We start from the raw sequence: 18520 nt of genomic DNA on the forward strand, positions 1-18520 counted from the left end.
ATTAGTACTGCTGTTCCTTAAGCTCTGCCGGCGCCTGCGAGGAAGCGGGCGAGGAAGCGGGCAACCCACCGTCATCGGAGACCCAACCGTCCCGCCCATTGCGCTTGGCCGCAAACAGCGCCTGATCCGCCCTTCGAAACAGGGTTTGCTGAGTGTCACCCGCCCGCCACTGCGCCACGCCAACGCTGACACTGACTCTGTGGGAAACCGGCGAGGCCGGATGGGGAATGTTGTCACGTCTCAGGGCGGCAATCATCGCCGTTACCACCTGCTCGGCCGCTCGCAGATCACAGCCGCCAAGCAGCACCGCAAACTCCTCGCCTCCAATACGACACAGGCTGTCGTTGTTGCGGTCGACCACGCTTTGCAACAGTTGAGCCACCTTGCGCAGGCAATGATCGCCATAATCGTGGCCGAGGTTGTCGTTGTAGAGTTTAAAGTAGTCAATATCGATAAGCACCAGACAGAATCGGTTACCATGGCGACCGGGTTGAGTCACCGCTTCAGTCAACACCTTATCGAAGCCACGGCGGTTGGCGACGTTGGTCAGTGGATCGAGATAGGTTTCCTGTTTGAAACGGGCAATCAGTTTCAAGTTTTCGGTGTAGCGATCCATTCCGAAGAAGTACCATTTGCGCAGGAAATGGGCACTGAGCAGCACCAGTACCGGAAACTTCAGCACCGACAGATAGGTGGTCACCGACTGAAAACCACTGTAGAGGTAGGTCAGGTAGACGAAGGACAGCATGATCATCGAGGTGCCGATGGCCAGCATGGTGCGACTGGTGTACCAGCCAATCACCATCGACAGGCATCCCAGCACAAAGATCTGCTTGGTAGACTGAAACTCCATCCAGCTTTCAACAATATTGATGGACAGAGTGCTCCAGGCCAGGCCGCAACAGGCGGCCAGGCCAACCCGAACCCAGCGACAGGCCGGTCTCACCTCACTCACCTGAGTCTTGAACAGCAGAATCAGCATCAAACAGGCCAACAACTGTGTGGCGGCCAGCCCTTGCGACCTGGCCGAGTAGCTGTTCAGGTGCAAACAGTAATTGGCAAAAAACAGTGCCTGGGTAATGAAGGTCGCCAACAACACCCACTGAGTTCCCTGGCGAAAATTACGGGCCTGAATCGCCTCGACAACCTCTTGGTAACGCCGTTCAGGCATCGCTGTTCACCGGTACTCACCCCATCTGGTCTCTGCTGGCCCCGAAAGGGCGTTGATTGGGCCGCAGTGTACCCCAGAGGAATTTCAGTGTGCCTTGTTTGGACTTTGACTGAATCTTAATCAAAATGACGATTCTGGTCGCCATTCCAAACCAAAGTGAATTTTTTTATTTTTAATCAATACGTTGATTCTTTGGGCTAGGGCAACTCCGTTCTGACGCTGGCGCAGTAACGTCAGGCAGCGACGGCAGTGGCTACCATGACCCCGTACTTCGGCCATGGCAACCGCCCTAGTCGGACGAATCAGACTGCTGAGCTTTGGCTGACTGAATCATGCCGGTGATGCTGGACCCCTGAACCAGAATCGAGAACACCACCACCGAATAGGTCATCACCAATATGATCTCTTTGATGTCTATGCCCTTCTGAGGTACCACCATCACCCCGGCGGGCACCGACATCGCCATCGCCAACGCCAGGCCGCCCCGCAGCCCGCCCCAGGTCAGAATCCGCTCCGACAGCGGGTTGTAGTGCCGAAAACGCCGAAAGCCCAGATAGCAGGCCTTGACACTCAGGTAGCGCCCTGCCAGCACCACGGGAATCGCGATGACCATCAATATCCAGTCCTCATGATGAAACTGATACTGCAGCATCACCATGCCTATCAGCAGAAACAGTACGCTGTTGAGAAACTCATCCACCAGCTCCCAGAAATGATCCAGATTACGCTGACTCTCGGCGGAGAAGCCGGTATGGCGAGTCCAATTGCCGATCATGATACCGGAGACCACCATCGCCAACGGACCGGACACATGGATCGCGTCCGCCAGCACATAGCCGCCGGTGGGAATGCCCAGGGTCAGCAGCAACTCCATGGAGTGATCGTCGGTGGCGCTGATCAGCAGATGAAACACCCATCCCAGCACCAGGCCATAGAGGATGCCGCCGCCGGCCTCCTGTAAAAACAAGCCGGCGACCCCTGCGACCGTCGGGGCCTGGTTGTCAAAAGCGACAGTAAACAAGGTGACGAACAACACCAGGCCAAAACCATCGTTGAACAGGGACTCGCCCTCGATTTGAGTGGCGATCCGTTTAGGGGCATCCAGCTTCTTGACGATGGCCAGTACCGCGATGGGGTCCGTGGGAGAAATCAGGGCACCAAACAACAAGCAATACACAAAATCGATGGGGATCTGCAGCAGAGCAAACAGCCCGTACAAGGCCACGCCAATGAACAAGGTCGATATCAGGGTCGCCGCCAGCGCCAGTGAGGCGATCTCCCACTTCTGATCTTCCAAGTTCGGCAGCTTGATCCCCAAGCCACCGGCAAACAGCAGGAAGCCCAACATCCCCTTGAGCAGAAAGTCTTCGAAGTTTAACTGGCCAAGATAGGTACCGGCCACATCGCGCAGGTAAAACCAGTTCTGGTTACCCGCCACCACAATCAGCAGTGACAGCAGCAACGCGCCCGCGGTAATGGCAATGGTGGGTTGCAGATGGCCAATTTTGCTGTTGATAAACGCAATCAGCATCGCCAACGCCGCGATGGCACACAGGGTGACGTACACCGTCATAACCGTTCCTTTTTTCTGTCGATGACCGGCGTGCCGCAGGCGACCGCCTCATCGCTGTCCATATTGAGGCCGCAGTGTAGTGCACTGGCGGGCAATTTACAGTCAGGTACTAAAGTAAACCGAATCAACGGCGTAAAGCCAACGGCACAAACCTCACCTTCGACTTGCCCTGGCTAGCGAAACCAACCAGCGGCCGCACCGTAAAAAACGACATTCGCGATCCAGATCCGCGCTGACCACGGCCGCTGTGATCCAGCCCTCGGAATTCACCGGCTTAATCCTGCATTTTATTAATGGATATTCGCATATAGGAATATATTAATGAAAAGAACTGACACACTGGATGTTTCCCGCCGCCAGTTGCTCCGCACTGGCGCCGCCGGCACCCTGCTCACCGGGCTCACCGGTGGCTTCGCGTTTGCTCCGGTTATGGATGCCATTGCCGCCGAATTGCCCAAAGTGGATCTGCGTACCAACACCGGCACCTGGGTGCCCACCACCTGTCAGGGCTGCACCTCCTGGTGCGCCAAACAGGTGTACATCATGGATGGCCGTGCCATCAAGGTTCGCGGCAACCCTTACTCCAAGATTCACGATACCGCGGGTTGTCCACGCCAACACCTGGGATTGCAGATGGTCTATGACCAGGACCGTCTGAAAACGCCGATGATGCGCACCAACCCGAAAAAGGGCCGCCACGAGGATCCCAAGTTTGTGCCCATCAGTTGGGACAAGGCCCTGGATATGCTGGCCGATCGCATTCTGGCACTGCGAGAACGTGGTGACAGCCACAAATACGCCCTGCTTCGCGGCCGCTACTCCCTGGCCCGAGACCTGCTGTACGACAAGATGACCAAGATCATTGGTTCGCCCAACAACATCTCTCACAGCGCCATCTGTGCCGAAGCCCATAAGATGGGCCCCTTCTTTCAAGACGGCAACTGGGGCTACAATCAGTACGACGTCAAGAGCACCAAGTACATTCTCTCCTTTGGCGCCGATCCCATCGCCTCCAACCGTCAGGTGAGTTTCTACTCCAGTGAATGGGGCAACACTCTGGATCGCGCCAAGGTGGTGGTGGTCGACCCTCGCCTGTCAGCCTCCGCGGCCAAAGCCCACAAGTGGATCCCCATCGAAACCGGCCAGGATTCGGCTCTGGCACTGGCCATCGCCCACGAATCCCTGGTTGCCGGGCTGTGGTACAAACCCTTTGTCGGTGACTTCAAAGATGGCAACAACCACTTCGTCGCCGGCAAGCAGATTGAAGAATCCCTGTTCGACGATCGCTACAGCCACGGCCTGGTGAAGTGGTGGAACCTGGCCCTCAAAGACTACAGTGCCGAATGGGGTGAGAGCATCACCGGGGTCAAGGCCGCAGAGATTCGTACCATGGCCAAAGAGATGGGGGCCGCCGCACCCGCGGTGCAGGTTTGGACCGCTCGAGGCGCCATCATGCAGACCCGCGGCACCTACACCTCCATGGCCTGTCATGCCCTCAACGGCCTGTTCGGTGCCATCGACAATGAAGGTGGCCTGTTCCCGTACAACAAGGCACCGCTCAACAAGTCCTTCCCCGACGCCGATGACTATCTGGATGACATCGCCAGAAAGGGCAAGAAGCACGAAAAAATTGACCAGCGCGGGCGTCTGCAATTCCCGGCCATGAAGAAAGGCAAATCCGGTAAGGGCGTGGTCACCAACAACGCCGCCGACGGCATCATCAACGCCGACCCCTATGAGATCGAGGTGATGCTGGCCTACTTCAACAACTTTGCGTTTTCCGCGCCGGAAACCGAGCGTTGGGAACACGCCCTGAGCCGAGTGCCCTTCATGGCGCACGTGACCACCAACATTTCCGAATTCAGCTGGTTTGCCGATCTGCTGCTGCCCGCCAGTCACCACATGTTTGAAAAGTGGGGGGTGCTGGCGGCGGCAGGAAACGGCGTCAGCCATGTCTCGCTGCAACGACCCAGTATAGAGCGGATGTACGACACCCGTCAGGATGAGACCGAGGTGCCCTACCTGCTGGCGAAAAAGCTGGCGGATAAAGGCTTCGACAATGCCTGGCGCTACATCAATGAGCAGATCGTCGATCCTGAGACAGGCAAGCCCGCCGAGGACTCGGAAGAGTTCGCCGAAATTGCGGTGAAATACGTCACCGCCCCGCTCTGGCACAACGATGCCTCCAAATATGGCGAAACCCTGTCCGGCTGGAAAGAGTTTGTGGAGCGCGGCGTCTGGAACTCTCACCCCTATGAATACCGCAAGCGCTGGGGCAAATTTAAGACCGAGACGCACAAGTTTGAGTTTTACAGCGTCACGCTCGAGCACGCTCTGGCCAAACACGCCAAGCGCCACCACGTGTCCATTGACGAGGTGGTCAAAGCCTGCGAATACACCGGCTTCGGTGAAAAAGCCTTCGTGCCTCACTATCAGCAGCCGGTTCGCGACGGCGATGCCACCACCTTCCCGCTGCTGCTGGTGGATCACAAGTCCCGACTCAGCCATGAGGGACGCTCGCAGAACAGCCCCTGGTTTTATGAGTTTGGCGATCTGACCCCAGGGGATGAAGCCCACCAAGACGTGGCCAAAATCAACCCGGTGGACGCCAAGACTCTGGGCATTAAGGATGGCGATAAGATCCGCCTCATCAGCACCGTCGGCGAGTTGACCTGCGTTGCCAAACTGTGGGAAGGCGTGCGCCCCGGCAGCGTCGCCAAGGCCTTTGGTCAGGGCCACTGGGCATACGGCCGCCACGCGTCGAAGGAGTTTGGCATCACCCCGCGCGGTGGCAGCAACAACGCCATTATCCCCGCCCGTTATGATCGTTTCAGCGGCGCCTCGGCCTTCTATGGCCACACCCGTATCCGTATCGAAAAAGCGTGAGGTAACAACAGATGAAATTTGGAATGGTTATCGACCTGCAAAAATGCGTAGGTTGCGGCGGCTGTGACCTCGCCTGCAAGACGGAAAACAACACGGCAGATGGCATCCAATGGTCCCATCACATCACCAGGACCGAGGGAACCTTCCCCGACGTTCGCTACAGCTATATCCCTACTTTGTGCAACCATTGTGAGGACGCCGCCTGTGTCAAAGTGTGCCCCAAGGGTGCCATGTACAAAGCGGACAACGGTCTAACCCTGCAGGATAACGACAAATGCATCGGCTGTCGTCGCTGTGAGCGAGCCTGCCCTTATGGCGTCATCAGTTTCAACAAGCAGACCCCGCACCGCTACTGGCAGGACGACCATGCTCTGGTGGCTGGCGGCACCGTCTCTCCCAAAGAGGTGCTGATGACCTCCGGCGCCCACCGGTCTCCCCACGAAAACCCGGAGCGCGGTGATACCTACCCGGTAACCCGTCCACGCCGAACCGTGGAGAAGTGCACCGGCTGTGATCACCGCCAGGCCGTCGGTCTGCAGCCCGCCTGTGTCGACGCCTGCCCGGCCGGTGCCCGGGTCATCGGCGATTTGGACGATCCCAACAGCGATGTCTCACGGCTTATCAAGCTGCACACGCCGATGCAGCTGAAACCGGAAGCGGGTACCAAACCCAGGGTGTATTACATTCGCAGCTTTAACGTGCACACAGTTTAGGCCGCCAATACCGGCAGCGGCCCCGGCCGCTGCCCTTTCTCCTCGCAACCCACGGTCTTGCCACCATGCCACTTGTAACCCACTTGCTGTCTCAGCCGCACTCGCAGCAGACGCCTCAGCACCGTGCCATTTGCCGCCAATTGCAAGCCCAGGGCCTGGATCTCATCACCACCACGGACGATGACCCTGCTCCGGGCAAGCCACTGTTGCGACAATTGCAACGGGCACAGATGGTGATCGCCGCTCCGTCGGCACCATTGCTGCAGATCGCCGTTGCCGCCGGTTACTGTGCCCGCGCCGGTATCCCCTTGATTGTGCTGCAATCCGGCAACCTCTCTCTGGATCCAAGTCTGACGGCACTGGCCAGCCGAGTGATTGTGTTCCGCCAGCCCCATGAGATACGGCTGTTTGATTGACCATCTTCCATAGATTTCGAAGTAAAAAATTTCCCCCAACAATCAACGATCATAAAGGAATGAGTAACTGAACATTTCACTGACCTATAGCAAGAAGGACGAACCCAACAGCGGGTACCGCTCTATCACCGACCAGATCCGCCTCACTTCTGGATAAAGTCCCAATAATTCAGTAATCTGCAAAATCTGGCATCTTACAAAAAACTCATGCTTGATGATGCTTACAGTGGGTTTACCCTGTTCATATAGTGCTTTCCCCTTATAAAAATGTATCCCTAAAGGGGCAGGCATAGCGCACAACATTGCATCTAGAGGTATCTGATTTGGATTTTCAAACAACAGGGCTGCTAGTGCTGCTCCCGCTTCTTACTGTCATCGCGGTTCAAGGTTATTTCAGGTACCGAGACAAATCCGCATTAAATTCACTTCAAGAAGAACTGGATAAGATCAAAGATAAAACCAGCCACCTTTGGCAATACGAAGCCATTGTGGACGCCGATGAAGAAGCCAAGAGCATTAGAGAAGAGGTTGCAGCCTGGGAGAAACAGAAAAAAAGAGCAGTAGAAAAGGAATCAGAAGATGCTCTGGCAAAAGGAAAAGCGGACGTCGCCCGCATTATCGCAAATGCCAAAAGCGACGCATTGGACATAGAACGATACGCCCAACAAGACAGACAAAGCCTCCTAGACGAAGCAAAGAAAATCCGACAAGAAGCCAAAGAGGTTCGAGAGAAAGCCACTGCCAGAAATAAGGTTGCAGCTGAAAAGGCGGCCGAAATCGTATCCGAAGCACACACTACCGCAACCGGCATCGTCGAGCAGGCTCGAACTCAGGCAGAGAACATAGCCGGGAGTGCTATTGAAGCCAAAGAACACGCTGAAAGCTACGAAGCAACCGCCAGTGCAATGCGCAACCTCATAGATGGCTATGGAGATGAGTACATCATTCCAAACCACCACGTTCTTGATGACCTAGCCGAAGAATTCGAGCATAAAGACGCCGGGAAAAAACTTAAAGAGTGCAGACAAGTAACCAAATCCATGGTCGTCGCAGGTAAAGCGGCTGACTGCGACTACGTTGAACCAAAGAGAAAGAAAACCGCCGTTCACTTTGTTCTGGATGCTTTCAATGGAAAAGTAGACACCACCATGACCAAAGTTAAAAAGGACAATTTTGGAAAACTAACGCAAGAGATAAAAGATGCTAACGCTTTGGTCAATCATCATGGCGCAGCCTTCAGAAACGCTCGCATCACCGACACCTATTTACAAGCCAGAATCAACGAACTGAAGTGGGCTGTCGCAACCGAAGAACTGCGATTGAAAGAGCGCGAAGAGCAACAGGCAATCAAAGCAAAAATCAGGGAAGAAGAGCGGGCTCAGAAGGAATTTGAGAAAGCTCAACGAGAAGCAGAAAAAGAAGAACGAATGCTAGAAAAGGCGATGGAAAAAGCTCGGAAAGAACTGGCTAAAGCCAGTGAGGAAGAAAAAGCTCGCTATGAAGAGCAACTCGCCGAACTACAAACGAAATGGGAAGAAGCAGAAAGCCGCAACCAGAGGGCCATGTCGATGGCTCAGCAAACCCGTACTGGGCACGTTTACGTGATATCGAATATTGGCTCATTTGGTGAAAATGTGTTTAAAGTCGGAATGACACGACGATTGGAACCGATGGATCGAGTCAAAGAGCTCGGCGATGCTAGCGTGCCTTTCAATTTTGATGTCCACGCAATGATATACAGTGAAGACGCGCCTCGCTTGGAAAATGAACTTCACCGTAGATTTGGCTACTGTCGCATGAACCGGGTCAACCTTCGGAGAGAGTTCTTCAAAGTGACCCTTTCTGAGCTTCGACAGGTAGTTGAAGAGCTTAATATTGAAGCACACTGGACAATGAAAGCTGAGGCTGCACAGTATCGCGAATCCTTGGTTATCGCGAAGGAAGAGCAAGAAGCGCTTCAGGCTGCCGTCATTGCCTAAGTTTTTTTGAAACCCCTCTTTCCCAACTGATCATCCTGCCCCCGCATTATCGGGGGCATGCTCCCCCGGCACCAACTCCCTCTTAGCGCACCGATTTGCCGGTTATCCATTTCAGCCGCCATATTTTCAGGATATCGACTATGACAGCGAGCTGGGGGTGTACCGCATTCGCGAGCAGGTCTCCAGCTCGACCACCTACAACGACAGTTCAACCAGCACCAGCAACTTCCAGTACCGGCTGCAAGTGACCAGCCACACCCGCTTTCACGCCACCGCCCAGGTGAGCAAGCAGGTACTGGGGATCATCTCAACCGAAGCCTAACCGTTTAAGGAGAATTTAAATGGCGTTAACCATTCCGAGTATTGAACTGGCCTCCGGCATTACCCTGACCAATGCCTGCCTGGCCATCACCCAGTTAAACACCAACAACACCACCAGCCTGACCCAGACCCTGGACGACCACAACCAGGTGCAGGAAACCCCCGGCGGCCAGTACAGCTGCGCCTTTCAGGTCGGCATCTTCGCCAGCGAACAGGCCATCAGCGACCAGTTGCCGCCGGTCGACCTGCTGCGCGACGGCCGCACCATCCGGGTCTTCCAGCTCAACCTCAACGACCCCGAGTACCAGCAGATGACCCCAAGACAAGCCGCCTACCAGTACCTGCAAGGCCTGCAGGAGTTCAGCGGCAGCTCGCCAGTAATAGAATTAGAAGCATGAAAAAGCCCGGGTACTAACCCGGGCTATCATCAATCTTTCCGTGATTTACTAGTAAACTTCCCAATGTAAATAGTGATGTTGCCAGTTTTCAGATTATTCCCGACAAAAATCTTGGCTAACGCACTTACAGCACCAAAAATCAAAACAATCTGTATGGCTAATTCACCGCTTTGGCTCATAAACCTTCCTTAAAAAAGGCGAGCTAGAGCTAGGTATAAAGAGGCTCTAAGCTCGCTAGTGACAAATATAAGGGAGTGAGAGATTCCCTCGGTTTTTCCGTGCTTTTGAGCGAAACGCTCGCCACATAATGTAACTCCGAAAAATGATTGGCGCAACATATGAAAAACATACAATATAGAGCACAGGAAGTTAGCGACCACTAACGAGAGCTGGTTGACTTTCGGCTGACACACCTGTATATGCACCCAGTGGAAATAGTTGTTACTATCGTAATAACCGAATTAAGTGAGATGTTATAACACTGGTGTCTCACATTGCCTCTGAAACCCGCAGCACAGCTAGGATAGAAAAGGTTGCAACAAAAATAAATCTACACTAAGGTGGAGCCGAGCTAGGTATAAAGATGCTCTTTTCGTTAGGAATCGAACGAAAGCTGTCACTTCATTATTGGGGTGACTAGAACCCCGGGGTGAGAGCCGGGGTTTTTCTTTATCTGCGACATACGCACCTGCTCAGCCCCCCAAAGCAATCGCGTAGAGAATCACGCAACACACCCCATCAGGATCAAAAAAAGGCGAGACCATCACGATCTCACCTTCATCAGCAGGCAGCCACCCTACCCCGAATTTCTCATTTTATCCGACGCCGTTTCTCATTCTTGGCGGCGCGCTACAGAAATTCAGGCACAAAAAAAGCGCCCCTCGGGGCGCCTTTTTCAAGCCAACGCGACATTAAGCGCGTTTAAAGTCCAAGTGGGTAACTTTAGGCTTGTAGGGGTGACGCTGCATGTCCTGCACCTTCACCTTCACTTCTTTACCGTCAACGTTCAGAGTCAACTCGGAAGTGTAGAAAGACTCACTTTCTTGAGCTTTCAGAATAACGTTGTGATCCAGCTCGATGGATACAGCGGCTTCTTCGCCACCGTAGATGATGGCTGGGATCTTGTCCGCGTGACGCAGGCGGCGGCTCGCACCTTTGCCCTGGTCTGCGCGTACTTTAGCTTCGAATACGAAAGACATGGTAATACCTTATTTTCAGATAAAATAATGCCACTGCTTGCGACCAGCAGTGGCACTTTGCAAAAAGCGGACGGAGTTTATCACGGGGCCGCGGTTTCTCCAACGACTTTCGGGAGCAAAGCGGATTGGTTACCAGCGCCGCACTCGACCGGTATCCACATGGACAAAGCCCGAGCGGGGATAGAAGCCCACTCCGCCACGCTTAAGCTCCAGCGCCGCATTGCGCAGATCCTTCAGTTCGACCCCGGGGATGGCGATATCAATGGCCATGCCACGAGTGTGGTAGCTCTTCTTAGCCACCCCTGACGACTTCCCCGCCAGCATGGCATTGGTTTTCGGGCTGCGATAGCCGGAAATGATCTCGATGCGATTATCGGTACCCAAGCTTCGTTGCAGATCATACAACAGGTTAAACAGATCCTGATCCATCTGAGTGACTTCGCCGGTACGGTGATCGCGCAGCACCTGATTAAAGCTCTGCAACGCCTGAGGGTCATACTCTCCCCCCATCCAGAAGGTATGATTGCTGGTCTCACCGGTATGGCGATTATAGAAGCTCAGACTTTTCGGAGTGGAGCGGCTGGCCAGGGCGACCTGGGGCAGTTGGCACAGTACGGCCGATGCCCCCAAGCCCAACATCAGGCGGCGGCGCAAAAGATCACAATGCGTCATTATAATACTATCCAGTGCAGCGAAGACTCGAAGAGGCAAGGCCCCCTTCCCTCAGTTGGTCGACACGCTAACGGTTATTTTTTGCACTGGCAAGTTGGTAAATCTTCTGCTACCGCTTACAGATTTGGGGTAAACATCGGATTCAAAACGGGGTTATCGGCTGAGCTGGTGGCCCATGGCGATGGTCATTTTGTGATCGAGATCACCCTCCTGATGATACAGGTCCCGTCGATAGCGGGGTTTGTGGTCCTGGCCCATCCAGGCACTCCAATACACCAGATACACCGGTAGCGGTCGCTGCATCTTAAACCACTGGGTGGCATTACTGCGGCGGGAGCGAACAAACCTGGCCTCACTGATGTCGCCGTACTGCACCAGTTGCCGGGCCAGCAAATCCGCATCCTGAACCCGGACACACCCGGAAGAGAATGCTCGGGAGGGCTTGTCGAACAGGCTTTTTTTCGGAGTGTCGTGCAGATAGATGGCTTGATTGTTGGTCAGGTGGAACTTGTAACGACCCAGAGCATTGCGGTTGCCCGGGCGCTGGCTGAGCCGAAACGGGAACCGGCCATAGCTGGCCTGTTGCCACTGCTGCGGCGTTTTCTCGACCGGGCTCCCTTGCCAGTCATAGGCGTCGAAATGCTGCTGGGCCAGATAGTCGCCGTTGCGGCGAATCTTAGGAATCAGGTCCTTGCGCACAATCGAGCGCGGCACGTTCCAGCTGGGATTGACCACCACACTGACCATCTCGGTGGCCATTCTCGGGGTTCGGCGGCTGTTGCGACCGACAATGACCCGGCTCTGAAACCGCTGGCCCTCGGGGGTGACCCAACGCAGAGAGAAATCGGGAATGTTAACCAGCAGGTACTCTTGGGCAAACCAGCGACGGTCGTGACTCTGCCGCAGAATGTTTCGAGCTAATCGTTGGGCCCGCACCGCCGGAGACATGGACAGCCACGAGCGGGTCTTTGGCCCGATCACCCCATCGGCAGCCAATCCATGTCGACGCTGAAACCGCTGCACCGCCGCCACCAAGTCGGCATCGTACTCCTGCCCCAACACCGGCCCCTGATAATCGTTTAACAGCTTCAGCACCACCCGGATTTGCTCCACCTCCACATGGCGCTGGTGTGGCTCAATCAGGCGGGTGGCGGTAAAACGAGGCCAATTAAGATGCACCATCTGCTGCAACTGTTCCACCCAATGGCGAGCCGCCAGATAGTCGCTGCCTCTGGGTTCGAGATCGATCACCAGTTGAATCAGGCGCTGCTGGCTGACGGCAGTGGCCAGTTCAAAGGCGCTGCCTTCCGGGCTGGTAAGGTGAAGGGGCATCTGGCCGAGTTGATCGGCGCCGATGGGACGGGAAGCCATCGTTTGGTTGAACCCCTGAATCAACAGGTAAGCCTCGGTCAGCAGCTCGCTCTGTTGCCTCAGTGTCAACGCCTCCTGATTCAGCAATCGCTGCAGCTCGTTGAACTGATGAGAAACATTGGCCGCCGCCATGAAATTCACCTGCTTACGCAGCTCCTGGCCCGCCTGACGCTGAGCCGGATTGTCGAACCACAACGGCGCCGCAGTGATGCCGGAAGACACCAAGACCAACGCCAGTACTAACCACCACACTCGTCCCACTGCTACCCCCTTAGAGCCGGTCATCACTCCACCTTGACCGTCGGGCCTGAATCCCATCCTGGGGGCGCCAATTATGTCGCTGTTATCGAAATCGGTGTTGCCGGCGGCGACGCTGATTTCTCGCATTCAGCAGTAAGTATGGCAACAGACTGGGGAAATCATCGGAAAAAATCACAAAGCTCAGGATAGAGCACTGAAAAAAAAGGCCCTTTGGCATGAACGCCTGAGGGCCCGGGATTTCAAGGTCAAAACAATAACAAGGGAGCGTTCAAACGCATGCGGGCCACTGTAACGGCAGCAGGTTGCAGTTTCATGACATTCAGCCTGACACCTGTCCCAACTTGCCATTAAGGAAGGTCAACCAGGACTCGCCTCGCTGCGACTGCCCATGTTCAGTGGCGTTGACCGCCGCCTCACGGGCCCGGTGATACTGTTTTAACTGATAGTGAGCATTCACCTGCGCCAGATACAGTTCCCCACGACGATCTGCCAGAGACTCCACCAACAGCGCCTGATCCAGCACCACCAAAGCCCGTCGATGCTGACGCTGTTGCATCAGCAACTGGATCTGTGGCCATAACAGCGCCGGACGCTGCGCCGCCGCGGTTTCCCAGGCCTCAATGGCCAGTTGCCACTCCCGCGCGGATTGCCAGTAACGAGCCAGTTGCTGCAGCTGCTCCGCCGACGTCGCGATCAGGCCCAGCTCCAGGTAGTGCTGCAGATGACGGGCGGCCAACTCCGGCAACCCCTGGCTGGCAAACAGCTGCACCAGGGTCAGATGATCGGCGTCACTCTTTAGCACGCCGCTGCGCTGTGCCAACGCCGAAGTCACCAGGGCGGCCTCCACCCGGTTTTGCTGCAGCTGAGCACTGATGCTCTGGCGCCACCAAGCCAGGCGCGTTGGCTGCAACGCCAGCAGCGCCTCCAGCGTCTGCTCCGCCGCCGCCCATTGCTTCAGGTTCCACTGGGCGGTCAGGCTCAACTGCCGGGCCACCAGCACTGGGTTGCGAGAAGCCTCATCGTCGCCAAGCAGTGCCAACGCCTGCGCTGCCGCAGTCTGCACTTGCGGCCACTGCGCCAGCCGGGCCTGAGCTCTCGCCAGCCCGAAATGCCATTGGGCGACTCGAGCATCCTCATCGACCTCGCTGCGGCTGGCAATCAAGGCCCGATACTGGACGATGGCTTCATCGAAACGTTCCTGACTCAGCAGCAATTGCGCCAGCTCATGTTGAGTCTGGCGTTCGCTGAGCGGATCCAGCCCGCCGCTGTCCAGCGCCCGTTGCATCTGCGCAATCGCTTCCGGGTAGCGCTGCGCCGCCGAGTACAGCCCCGCCAGCATGCGGCCAACGTAGGCCGAGGCATCCGCCGACGAAGGTGTCAACGACTCCAGCAGTTCAATGGCCTGCTGCGACTGGTCCTGCTCATACAACTCATAGGCTTTTTGTAATTTGGCGGCCACAAAGGGACTGATGGCCGCCTGCAGCGGCAAGCTGCAGAGGCAGATCAGAACCAGGCACAATCGTCGTATCACTGTAATCGAAACTCCAGTTTAAGGGTTTGCCCCGGTTGTGGCACCGCGTTGCCATCCACCATCTTGGGTTGGTACTTCCAGCGCGCCAAGGCCTTAACCGCCGCCTGATCGAACACCCGCACCGGTTGCGATTCCATCACCGCTATCTCGGTCGGACGGCCGTCGGCAGCGATGGTAAACTTCATCACCACAAAGCCTTCGGCCCGCATCCGTTTCGCCCGTGGCGGATACGCCGGCTCGACTCGATACAGCGGCATCGCCTGACGATCCGATTGGCTAAACCCGGGCTTACCCGGCATGGATACCGTCAGGCTGCCAACGTCAGACAACGCCATCGGCGCCAGGCTCGGAGGCATGGGCCGGGTCACGTCACTGCTGTTTGTCACCGTCGCGGTGGGCAGAGGTGGCAGCGGCGGCGGCGGTTCAGGCAGAGTGCGCTGCCGTCGTTCCAGCCGCTGCGGCCGTTCAACCATGGCAATAGTGATAGGCTCCCTGGTCGTCGCCGTGGGCGCCTGAAACCCACTGCCCCCCACCATCCAGGCCATCAGACTAAACAGCCCGGCCGTAACCGCCAGAGCAATGACACCATAGGCCAGCAACGACTTCATGGTGCCGACTCCGTTGCCAGGGCGATATCATCAATGCCCGCCGCCTTGGCCGCGTCCATCACCTTGACCACCATGCCATTAAACGCCCGCTCATCGGCCTGAATCACCAGAGGCGAGTCCGGTTGATCCACCTTCAGCCGTTCCAAATTGGCCTGCACCCGTTCCACATCCACCTGACGGGAATCGATGAAGATCTGATTGTGATCATTAATGGCCACGAACAGGCCGGCGCCGGCCTGGGAGGCTCCCTGGCTGGCCTGAGGGCGGTTGACGTCGATGCCAGACTCCCGCACAAAGGAGGTGGTGACAATAAAGAAGATCAGCATGATGAACACCACATCCAGCATGGGAGTAAGATCCACTTCCGCGTCTTCTTGAGTGTCGGTTTGTCGTAACAGTCGCATCCTACTCTACCTCTTGCATGTTGATCGCCAGTCGCTGCAGAGTGCGTTGACAGCTTTTCGTCAGTCGGGCATGGACAAACAGGCCCGCCAATGCCGCCACCATGCCGGCCATGGTCGGCAGCGTCGCCATGGCGATGCCCGCCGACATCATCTTAGGATCGCCGGTGCCGTTGGCGGCCATCACCTCAAACACCGAGATCATGCCGGTCACCGTGCCCATCAACCCCAACATGGGACAGATGGCCACCAGCGCCTTTATCAGACTCAGGTAGCGATGCAGGCCCCGTTCGGCCCGGGCCAACAGCCCCTGACGCTGCGCCTTGGCATACCAGGACAGGTGCTCCTTGCGCTGCTGCCACGCCCGCAATGCCTGCCGCTGCTGGCGAGGAAAGCCCAGCAGCAGGTAGCCGATGCGTTCGGCGATCAGAAACCAGGTCAACAACACGCACCCGGCCAACCCCCACAACACCGGCCCGCCCTGAGCCATAAACCGGCTCAGCCACTCCCACCAGGCGATCATCAGGCGGACTCCACCGGGCTTTGTTGCTCGGCATGGTGCGCCACCAGCGCCAGACTCTCTTTCTCCAGGATGCTGCGAAGGGTTCGCACTCGAGACGACAGCAGGTTATGGGCCAACAACAACGGAATCGCCGCCATCAGGCCAAGCACCGTGGTCACCAGTGCCATGGAGATGCCTCCGGCCATGATCTTGGGGTCGCCATTGCCAAACTGAGTAATGGTCTGAAAGGTACCGATCATCCCGGTCACCGTACCGAGCAGCCCCATCATCGGTGCGATGGCGGCCATCAACTTCAACATCGACAGGCCTTTTTCCAGACCCTGCTGCTGGGTGACGATCGCCTCGGTCAACTTCAGCTCCAGAGTGTCCAGCGGTTGATGACGATGTTGCTGATACACCGACAATATCCGTCCAAGCGGGTTGTCCGACGGCCGCTGCGGCTGCGCCAACTGACGATTAATGCTCAGCTGAATCCGCACCAGTGTCTGTGCACGAAACAGGGCGATGCCGCCGCCGATGGCGAGCAACAAAGCGATGGCCTTGCCAACCAATCCCCCTTGCTCAAATCGCTGCGCCAGGGTCGGGGTGGTCTGCATCTGAGTCAGCAGCTCGCCCTTAGCCGGATCCAGCAGCAACGGCTGCCAACCGGTCGGCGTGGGCATTGCCGCCCCCTTCGGCTGACGCGGATACACCGATACCAGGCCACGCTCACGGTTCAGTTGCAGGTAACCTTGCTCGGACACCAGGTTAAAATGGCCCAGGCGCCATACCTGCTGGTCGTGGATCTGGCCCTGCCTATCCGCCACGGCCAAGGTCACCGGTCCAACCCGTTTCGACGCCTCGATATCGGCGTTGATTACGGCCATCATCTGCTGCAGTTGTGGCAACGACGGCAGACGGTCGGTGTTCGACAATCGCAGCGCCAATTGCCGCTGTTCAGGTTGTAATAGGCTACCCGGTCCCTGGGAGAGCTGCCGCTGAAGCTCGCCCCCCGCCTGACGAACCACCCCGTAAAGCTCCCCGAGGCTGCTGCTGGCCAGGGCCAGCTGTTTCTCGGTATCGGCCAGCGCCCGCTCGTTGCTGGCAAAGGCCTGGCTCAGCGACTCGACCCGGGCCTGAAGCTCACTCAACGCCTGCTGCTGGTGCTGCAACGACTGCTCAGCCTGCTGATGCTCGGCCAAAAAACGCGCCTGGCGCTGCTGGTTATGCTGCTGCTCCTGAGCCAGCGCCTGCTGACTGGACAGGTTCAGCTCAGTCAGTGGTTGCGCCGAAACCGTCGCCGAAATCAGTAAGGTCAATCCAATCAGAGTCACCTTCATTGTTGCTCCTCCCCGACAAACACCGGCACACTCATGAGCTGGGGCACCTGTTGCCCCCCGGCCACCCGGTAAGCCTGCTCTAATTCACTGAGCGGGTGATCCTCAATCACCTGCCAACGCCGCTGCTGTGGATGCCAGCGCCAATAGAGGCTGCCATCCAAATTTCTGGCCAGCAGGGTCAGTCGCCCAAGGTGCAACAGTTCCACCTCTCTGGGGCCCTCCCCGTTGAAGCTGATGCTGTCGCGATACACCGCCACCTTGCGGCCATACTCCAGCTCAATTTGATAGGCTTCGAGGAGACGACGAAACTTCTCGGCGTCGGCGACATCGGCGCGAGACATCAGGGCGCGGAGCTCAGCCAATCGCTGCTGACGCAATGCCACCTTGATGGGCAGGTCGTCGGCGATTCTCAATTCGAGATCCGTCAGCATCTGATACATCAGCGGCACCAGCCCAGTACGGGTGGTATCGATGCCGTCGATCTGCGCTTGCTTGTCCGTCAGCTCCCGCTGCTGATCCTGCACCAGCGCCTGCAGGTGGTCATGGTAGACCTGAAGGTTCTCCAGCTCCTGAGCCAGCCGCTCGGTTTCCGCGCGCATCTCCAGGGTGTCATCGGCGAGGCGCTCCACCTGCTGCTGAGTCGCTCTGCCTTGTTGCTGGAGTGCGGACTGGGTCTGGCGGGCCTGCTCAAGGGACTCGCCGGCCTGGGCACTGGCAACCAACGCCAGCCAAGCCAATGTAAATAGGGTGTGAATGGGCTTCATACTCTCTCTCTGGGGTTCCCCGATCGGCATCGGATGGTGACAGAGACCCCCTAGCATCTCAATGAAAATCATTCTCATTTTAATGACCCGGATCACAGTTCAAATAAGATCGGCTAAATCGCATATTAAGCACGGTTTTACCGACCCTGATTCGAACCGCATAATGCTTCAATAAGTAAATGATTTTAAATGGAATGTACTATTTGATGGCGGAAGTTATCTTTCCTGTCTGGTTTCTGAAGGCCCGTGAGCCAACTCACAGTCAGCATTAACAAAACCGCATACACTTCAAAACGCTTAATGTTCCCAAAGCATGTCATGTTGCGCCAGCTCCCCTTAGTTGGCGCTTTCTTTTGCCCGTCGAATCGACCAAGTATCCAGCAGTCAGCCGAACAGAGTTCGATTTTCTCCTAT

At 56.5% G+C, this 18520-nt stretch carries 17 protein-coding genes and 1 pseudogene; 6 read left to right on the plus strand and 12 right to left on the minus strand.

Translation table 11 applies throughout. The features are described from left to right. Position 1: 1 nt before the first annotated feature. Positions 2-1171 carry a GGDEF domain-containing protein gene (locus tag H598_RS25690; protein WP_051252753.1) on the minus strand — a complete coding sequence of 390 codons (1170 nt, stop codon included), beginning with the start codon at positions 1169-1171 and terminating at the stop codon, positions 2-4. Positions 1172-1460: 289 nt separating this feature from the next. Further along, positions 1461-2744: a cation:proton antiporter gene (locus tag H598_RS0114640; RefSeq protein ID WP_028113666.1), complete on the minus strand. Its 1284-nt coding sequence runs from the start codon at positions 2742-2744 to the stop codon at positions 1461-1463. 321 nt (positions 2745-3065) lie between these two features. On the opposite strand from H598_RS0114640, the gene arrA reads away from it, so the two are divergent. The 6 genes from arrA to H598_RS0114675 all read left to right on the plus strand — a co-directional run bounded on the left by arrA (position 3066) and on the right by H598_RS0114675 (position 9457). Beyond that, a complete protein-coding gene (gene arrA / locus H598_RS0114645) occupies positions 3066-5630 on the plus strand; it encodes an arsenate respiratory reductase molybdopterin-containing subunit ArrA (RefSeq protein ID WP_028113667.1) in 2565 nt (854 codons plus the stop codon). Between the two features lie 11 nt (positions 5631-5641). Further along, positions 5642-6343, plus strand: a complete 702-nt coding sequence (gene arrB, locus H598_RS0114650) for an arsenate respiratory reductase iron-sulfur subunit ArrB (protein ID WP_028113668.1) — start codon at positions 5642-5644, stop codon at positions 6341-6343. A gap of 65 nt (positions 6344-6408) precedes the next feature. Beyond that, positions 6409-6759 (plus strand): hypothetical protein, encoded by a 351-nt coding sequence (locus H598_RS0114655; protein WP_028113669.1) that lies wholly within the window; start codon positions 6409-6411, stop codon positions 6757-6759. A 323-nt stretch (positions 6760-7082) separates the two neighbouring features. Then, the gene (locus H598_RS0114665) at positions 7083-8738 is read left to right on the plus strand and encodes a GIY-YIG nuclease family protein (RefSeq protein ID WP_035416010.1); all 1656 of its coding nucleotides are present in this window, start codon (positions 7083-7085) and stop codon (positions 8736-8738) included. Between the two features lie 157 nt (positions 8739-8895). Then, on the plus strand, positions 8896-9060 hold the full coding sequence (locus H598_RS26605) for a hypothetical protein (protein ID WP_156897065.1): 165 nt from the start codon (positions 8896-8898) through the stop codon (positions 9058-9060). Positions 9061-9079: 19 nt separating this feature from the next. Beyond that, the gene (locus H598_RS0114675) at positions 9080-9457 is read left to right on the plus strand and encodes a hypothetical protein (protein WP_028113672.1); all 378 of its coding nucleotides are present in this window, start codon (positions 9080-9082) and stop codon (positions 9455-9457) included. Positions 9458-9486: 29 nt separating this feature from the next. On the opposite strand, the gene H598_RS26610 is transcribed toward H598_RS0114675, so the two are convergent. The 10 genes and pseudogenes from H598_RS26610 to H598_RS0114725 all read right to left on the minus strand — a co-directional run bounded on the left by H598_RS26610 (position 9487) and on the right by H598_RS0114725 (position 18106). Continuing rightward, entirely contained in the window at positions 9487-9636 is a 150-nt protein-coding gene (locus H598_RS26610; protein ID WP_156897066.1) for a hypothetical protein, read from the minus strand. A gap of 738 nt (positions 9637-10374) precedes the next feature. After that, positions 10375-10656: pseudogene (gene rplY, locus H598_RS0114685) on the minus strand (50S ribosomal protein L25); the annotation flags it as partial. Between the two features lie 129 nt (positions 10657-10785). After that, entirely contained in the window at positions 10786-11328 is a 543-nt protein-coding gene (gene mepK, locus H598_RS0114690) for a peptidoglycan L,D-endopeptidase MepK (protein WP_028113674.1), read from the minus strand. A 153-nt stretch (positions 11329-11481) separates the two neighbouring features. Then, positions 11482-12984 carry a L,D-transpeptidase family protein gene (locus H598_RS24520; protein WP_169629287.1) on the minus strand — a complete coding sequence of 501 codons (1503 nt, stop codon included), beginning with the start codon at positions 12982-12984 and terminating at the stop codon, positions 11482-11484. 295 nt (positions 12985-13279) lie between these two features. Next, positions 13280-14491, minus strand: coding sequence for a tetratricopeptide repeat protein (locus tag H598_RS0114700; protein WP_169629289.1), 1212 nt, complete (start codon positions 14489-14491; stop codon positions 13280-13282). Further along, on the minus strand, positions 14488-15099 hold the full coding sequence (locus H598_RS0114705; RefSeq protein WP_028113676.1) for an energy transducer TonB: 612 nt from the start codon (positions 15097-15099) through the stop codon (positions 14488-14490). Before H598_RS0114705 ends, H598_RS0114700 begins: the two co-directional genes overlap by 4 nt. Continuing rightward, positions 15096-15503 carry an ExbD/TolR family protein gene (locus tag H598_RS0114710; RefSeq protein ID WP_028113677.1) on the minus strand — a complete coding sequence of 136 codons (408 nt, stop codon included), beginning with the start codon at positions 15501-15503 and terminating at the stop codon, positions 15096-15098. The genes H598_RS0114705 and H598_RS0114710 overlap by 4 nt, the downstream gene beginning before the upstream one ends. 1 nt (position 15504) lies before the next feature. Further along, positions 15505-16023, minus strand: a complete 519-nt coding sequence (locus tag H598_RS0114715; RefSeq protein ID WP_028113678.1) for a MotA/TolQ/ExbB proton channel family protein — start codon at positions 16021-16023, stop codon at positions 15505-15507. Continuing rightward, positions 16023-17342: a MotA/TolQ/ExbB proton channel family protein gene (locus H598_RS0114720; RefSeq protein ID WP_028113679.1), complete on the minus strand. Its 1320-nt coding sequence runs from the start codon at positions 17340-17342 to the stop codon at positions 16023-16025. Before H598_RS0114720 ends, H598_RS0114715 begins: the two co-directional genes overlap by 1 nt. After that, entirely contained in the window at positions 17339-18106 is a 768-nt protein-coding gene (locus H598_RS0114725; protein WP_028113680.1) for a DUF3450 domain-containing protein, read from the minus strand. The genes H598_RS0114720 and H598_RS0114725 overlap by 4 nt, the downstream gene beginning before the upstream one ends. Between the last annotated feature and the right edge of the window lie 414 nt (positions 18107-18520).

It is taken from the genome of Ferrimonas kyonanensis DSM 18153 (genome assembly GCF_000425405.1).
Taxonomy (GTDB): domain Bacteria; phylum Pseudomonadota; class Gammaproteobacteria; order Enterobacterales; family Shewanellaceae; genus Ferrimonas; species Ferrimonas kyonanensis.

Excerpts from the sequence above, each read along its gene's own strand:
- H598_RS25690 (WP_051252753.1), bottom strand. The coding sequence starts at position 1,171 with ATGCCTGAACGGCGTTACCAAGAGGTTGTCGAGGCGATTCAGGCCCGT.
- H598_RS0114640 (WP_028113666.1), bottom strand. The coding sequence starts at position 2,744 with ATGACGGTGTACGTCACCCTGTGTGCCATCGCGGCGTTGGCGATGCTG.
- arrA (WP_028113667.1), top strand. The coding sequence starts at position 3,066 with ATGAAAAGAACTGACACACTGGATGTTTCCCGCCGCCAGTTGCTCCGC.
- arrB (WP_028113668.1), top strand. The coding sequence starts at position 5,642 with ATGAAATTTGGAATGGTTATCGACCTGCAAAAATGCGTAGGTTGCGGC.
- H598_RS0114655 (WP_028113669.1), top strand. The coding sequence starts at position 6,409 with ATGCCACTTGTAACCCACTTGCTGTCTCAGCCGCACTCGCAGCAGACG.
- H598_RS0114675 (WP_028113672.1), top strand. The coding sequence starts at position 9,080 with ATGGCGTTAACCATTCCGAGTATTGAACTGGCCTCCGGCATTACCCTG.
- H598_RS26610 (WP_156897066.1), bottom strand. The coding sequence starts at position 9,636 with ATGAGCCAAAGCGGTGAATTAGCCATACAGATTGTTTTGATTTTTGGT.
- mepK (WP_028113674.1), bottom strand. The coding sequence starts at position 11,328 with ATGACGCATTGTGATCTTTTGCGCCGCCGCCTGATGTTGGGCTTGGGG.
- H598_RS24520 (WP_169629287.1), bottom strand. The coding sequence starts at position 12,984 with ATGACCGGCTCTAAGGGGGTAGCAGTGGGACGAGTGTGGTGGTTAGTA.
- H598_RS0114705 (WP_028113676.1), bottom strand. The coding sequence starts at position 15,099 with ATGAAGTCGTTGCTGGCCTATGGTGTCATTGCTCTGGCGGTTACGGCC.
- H598_RS0114710 (WP_028113677.1), bottom strand. The coding sequence starts at position 15,503 with ATGCGACTGTTACGACAAACCGACACTCAAGAAGACGCGGAAGTGGAT.
- H598_RS0114715 (WP_028113678.1), bottom strand. The coding sequence starts at position 16,023 with ATGATCGCCTGGTGGGAGTGGCTGAGCCGGTTTATGGCTCAGGGCGGG.
- H598_RS0114720 (WP_028113679.1), bottom strand. The coding sequence starts at position 17,342 with ATGAAGGTGACTCTGATTGGATTGACCTTACTGATTTCGGCGACGGTT.
- H598_RS0114725 (WP_028113680.1), bottom strand. The coding sequence starts at position 18,106 with ATGAAGCCCATTCACACCCTATTTACATTGGCTTGGCTGGCGTTGGTT.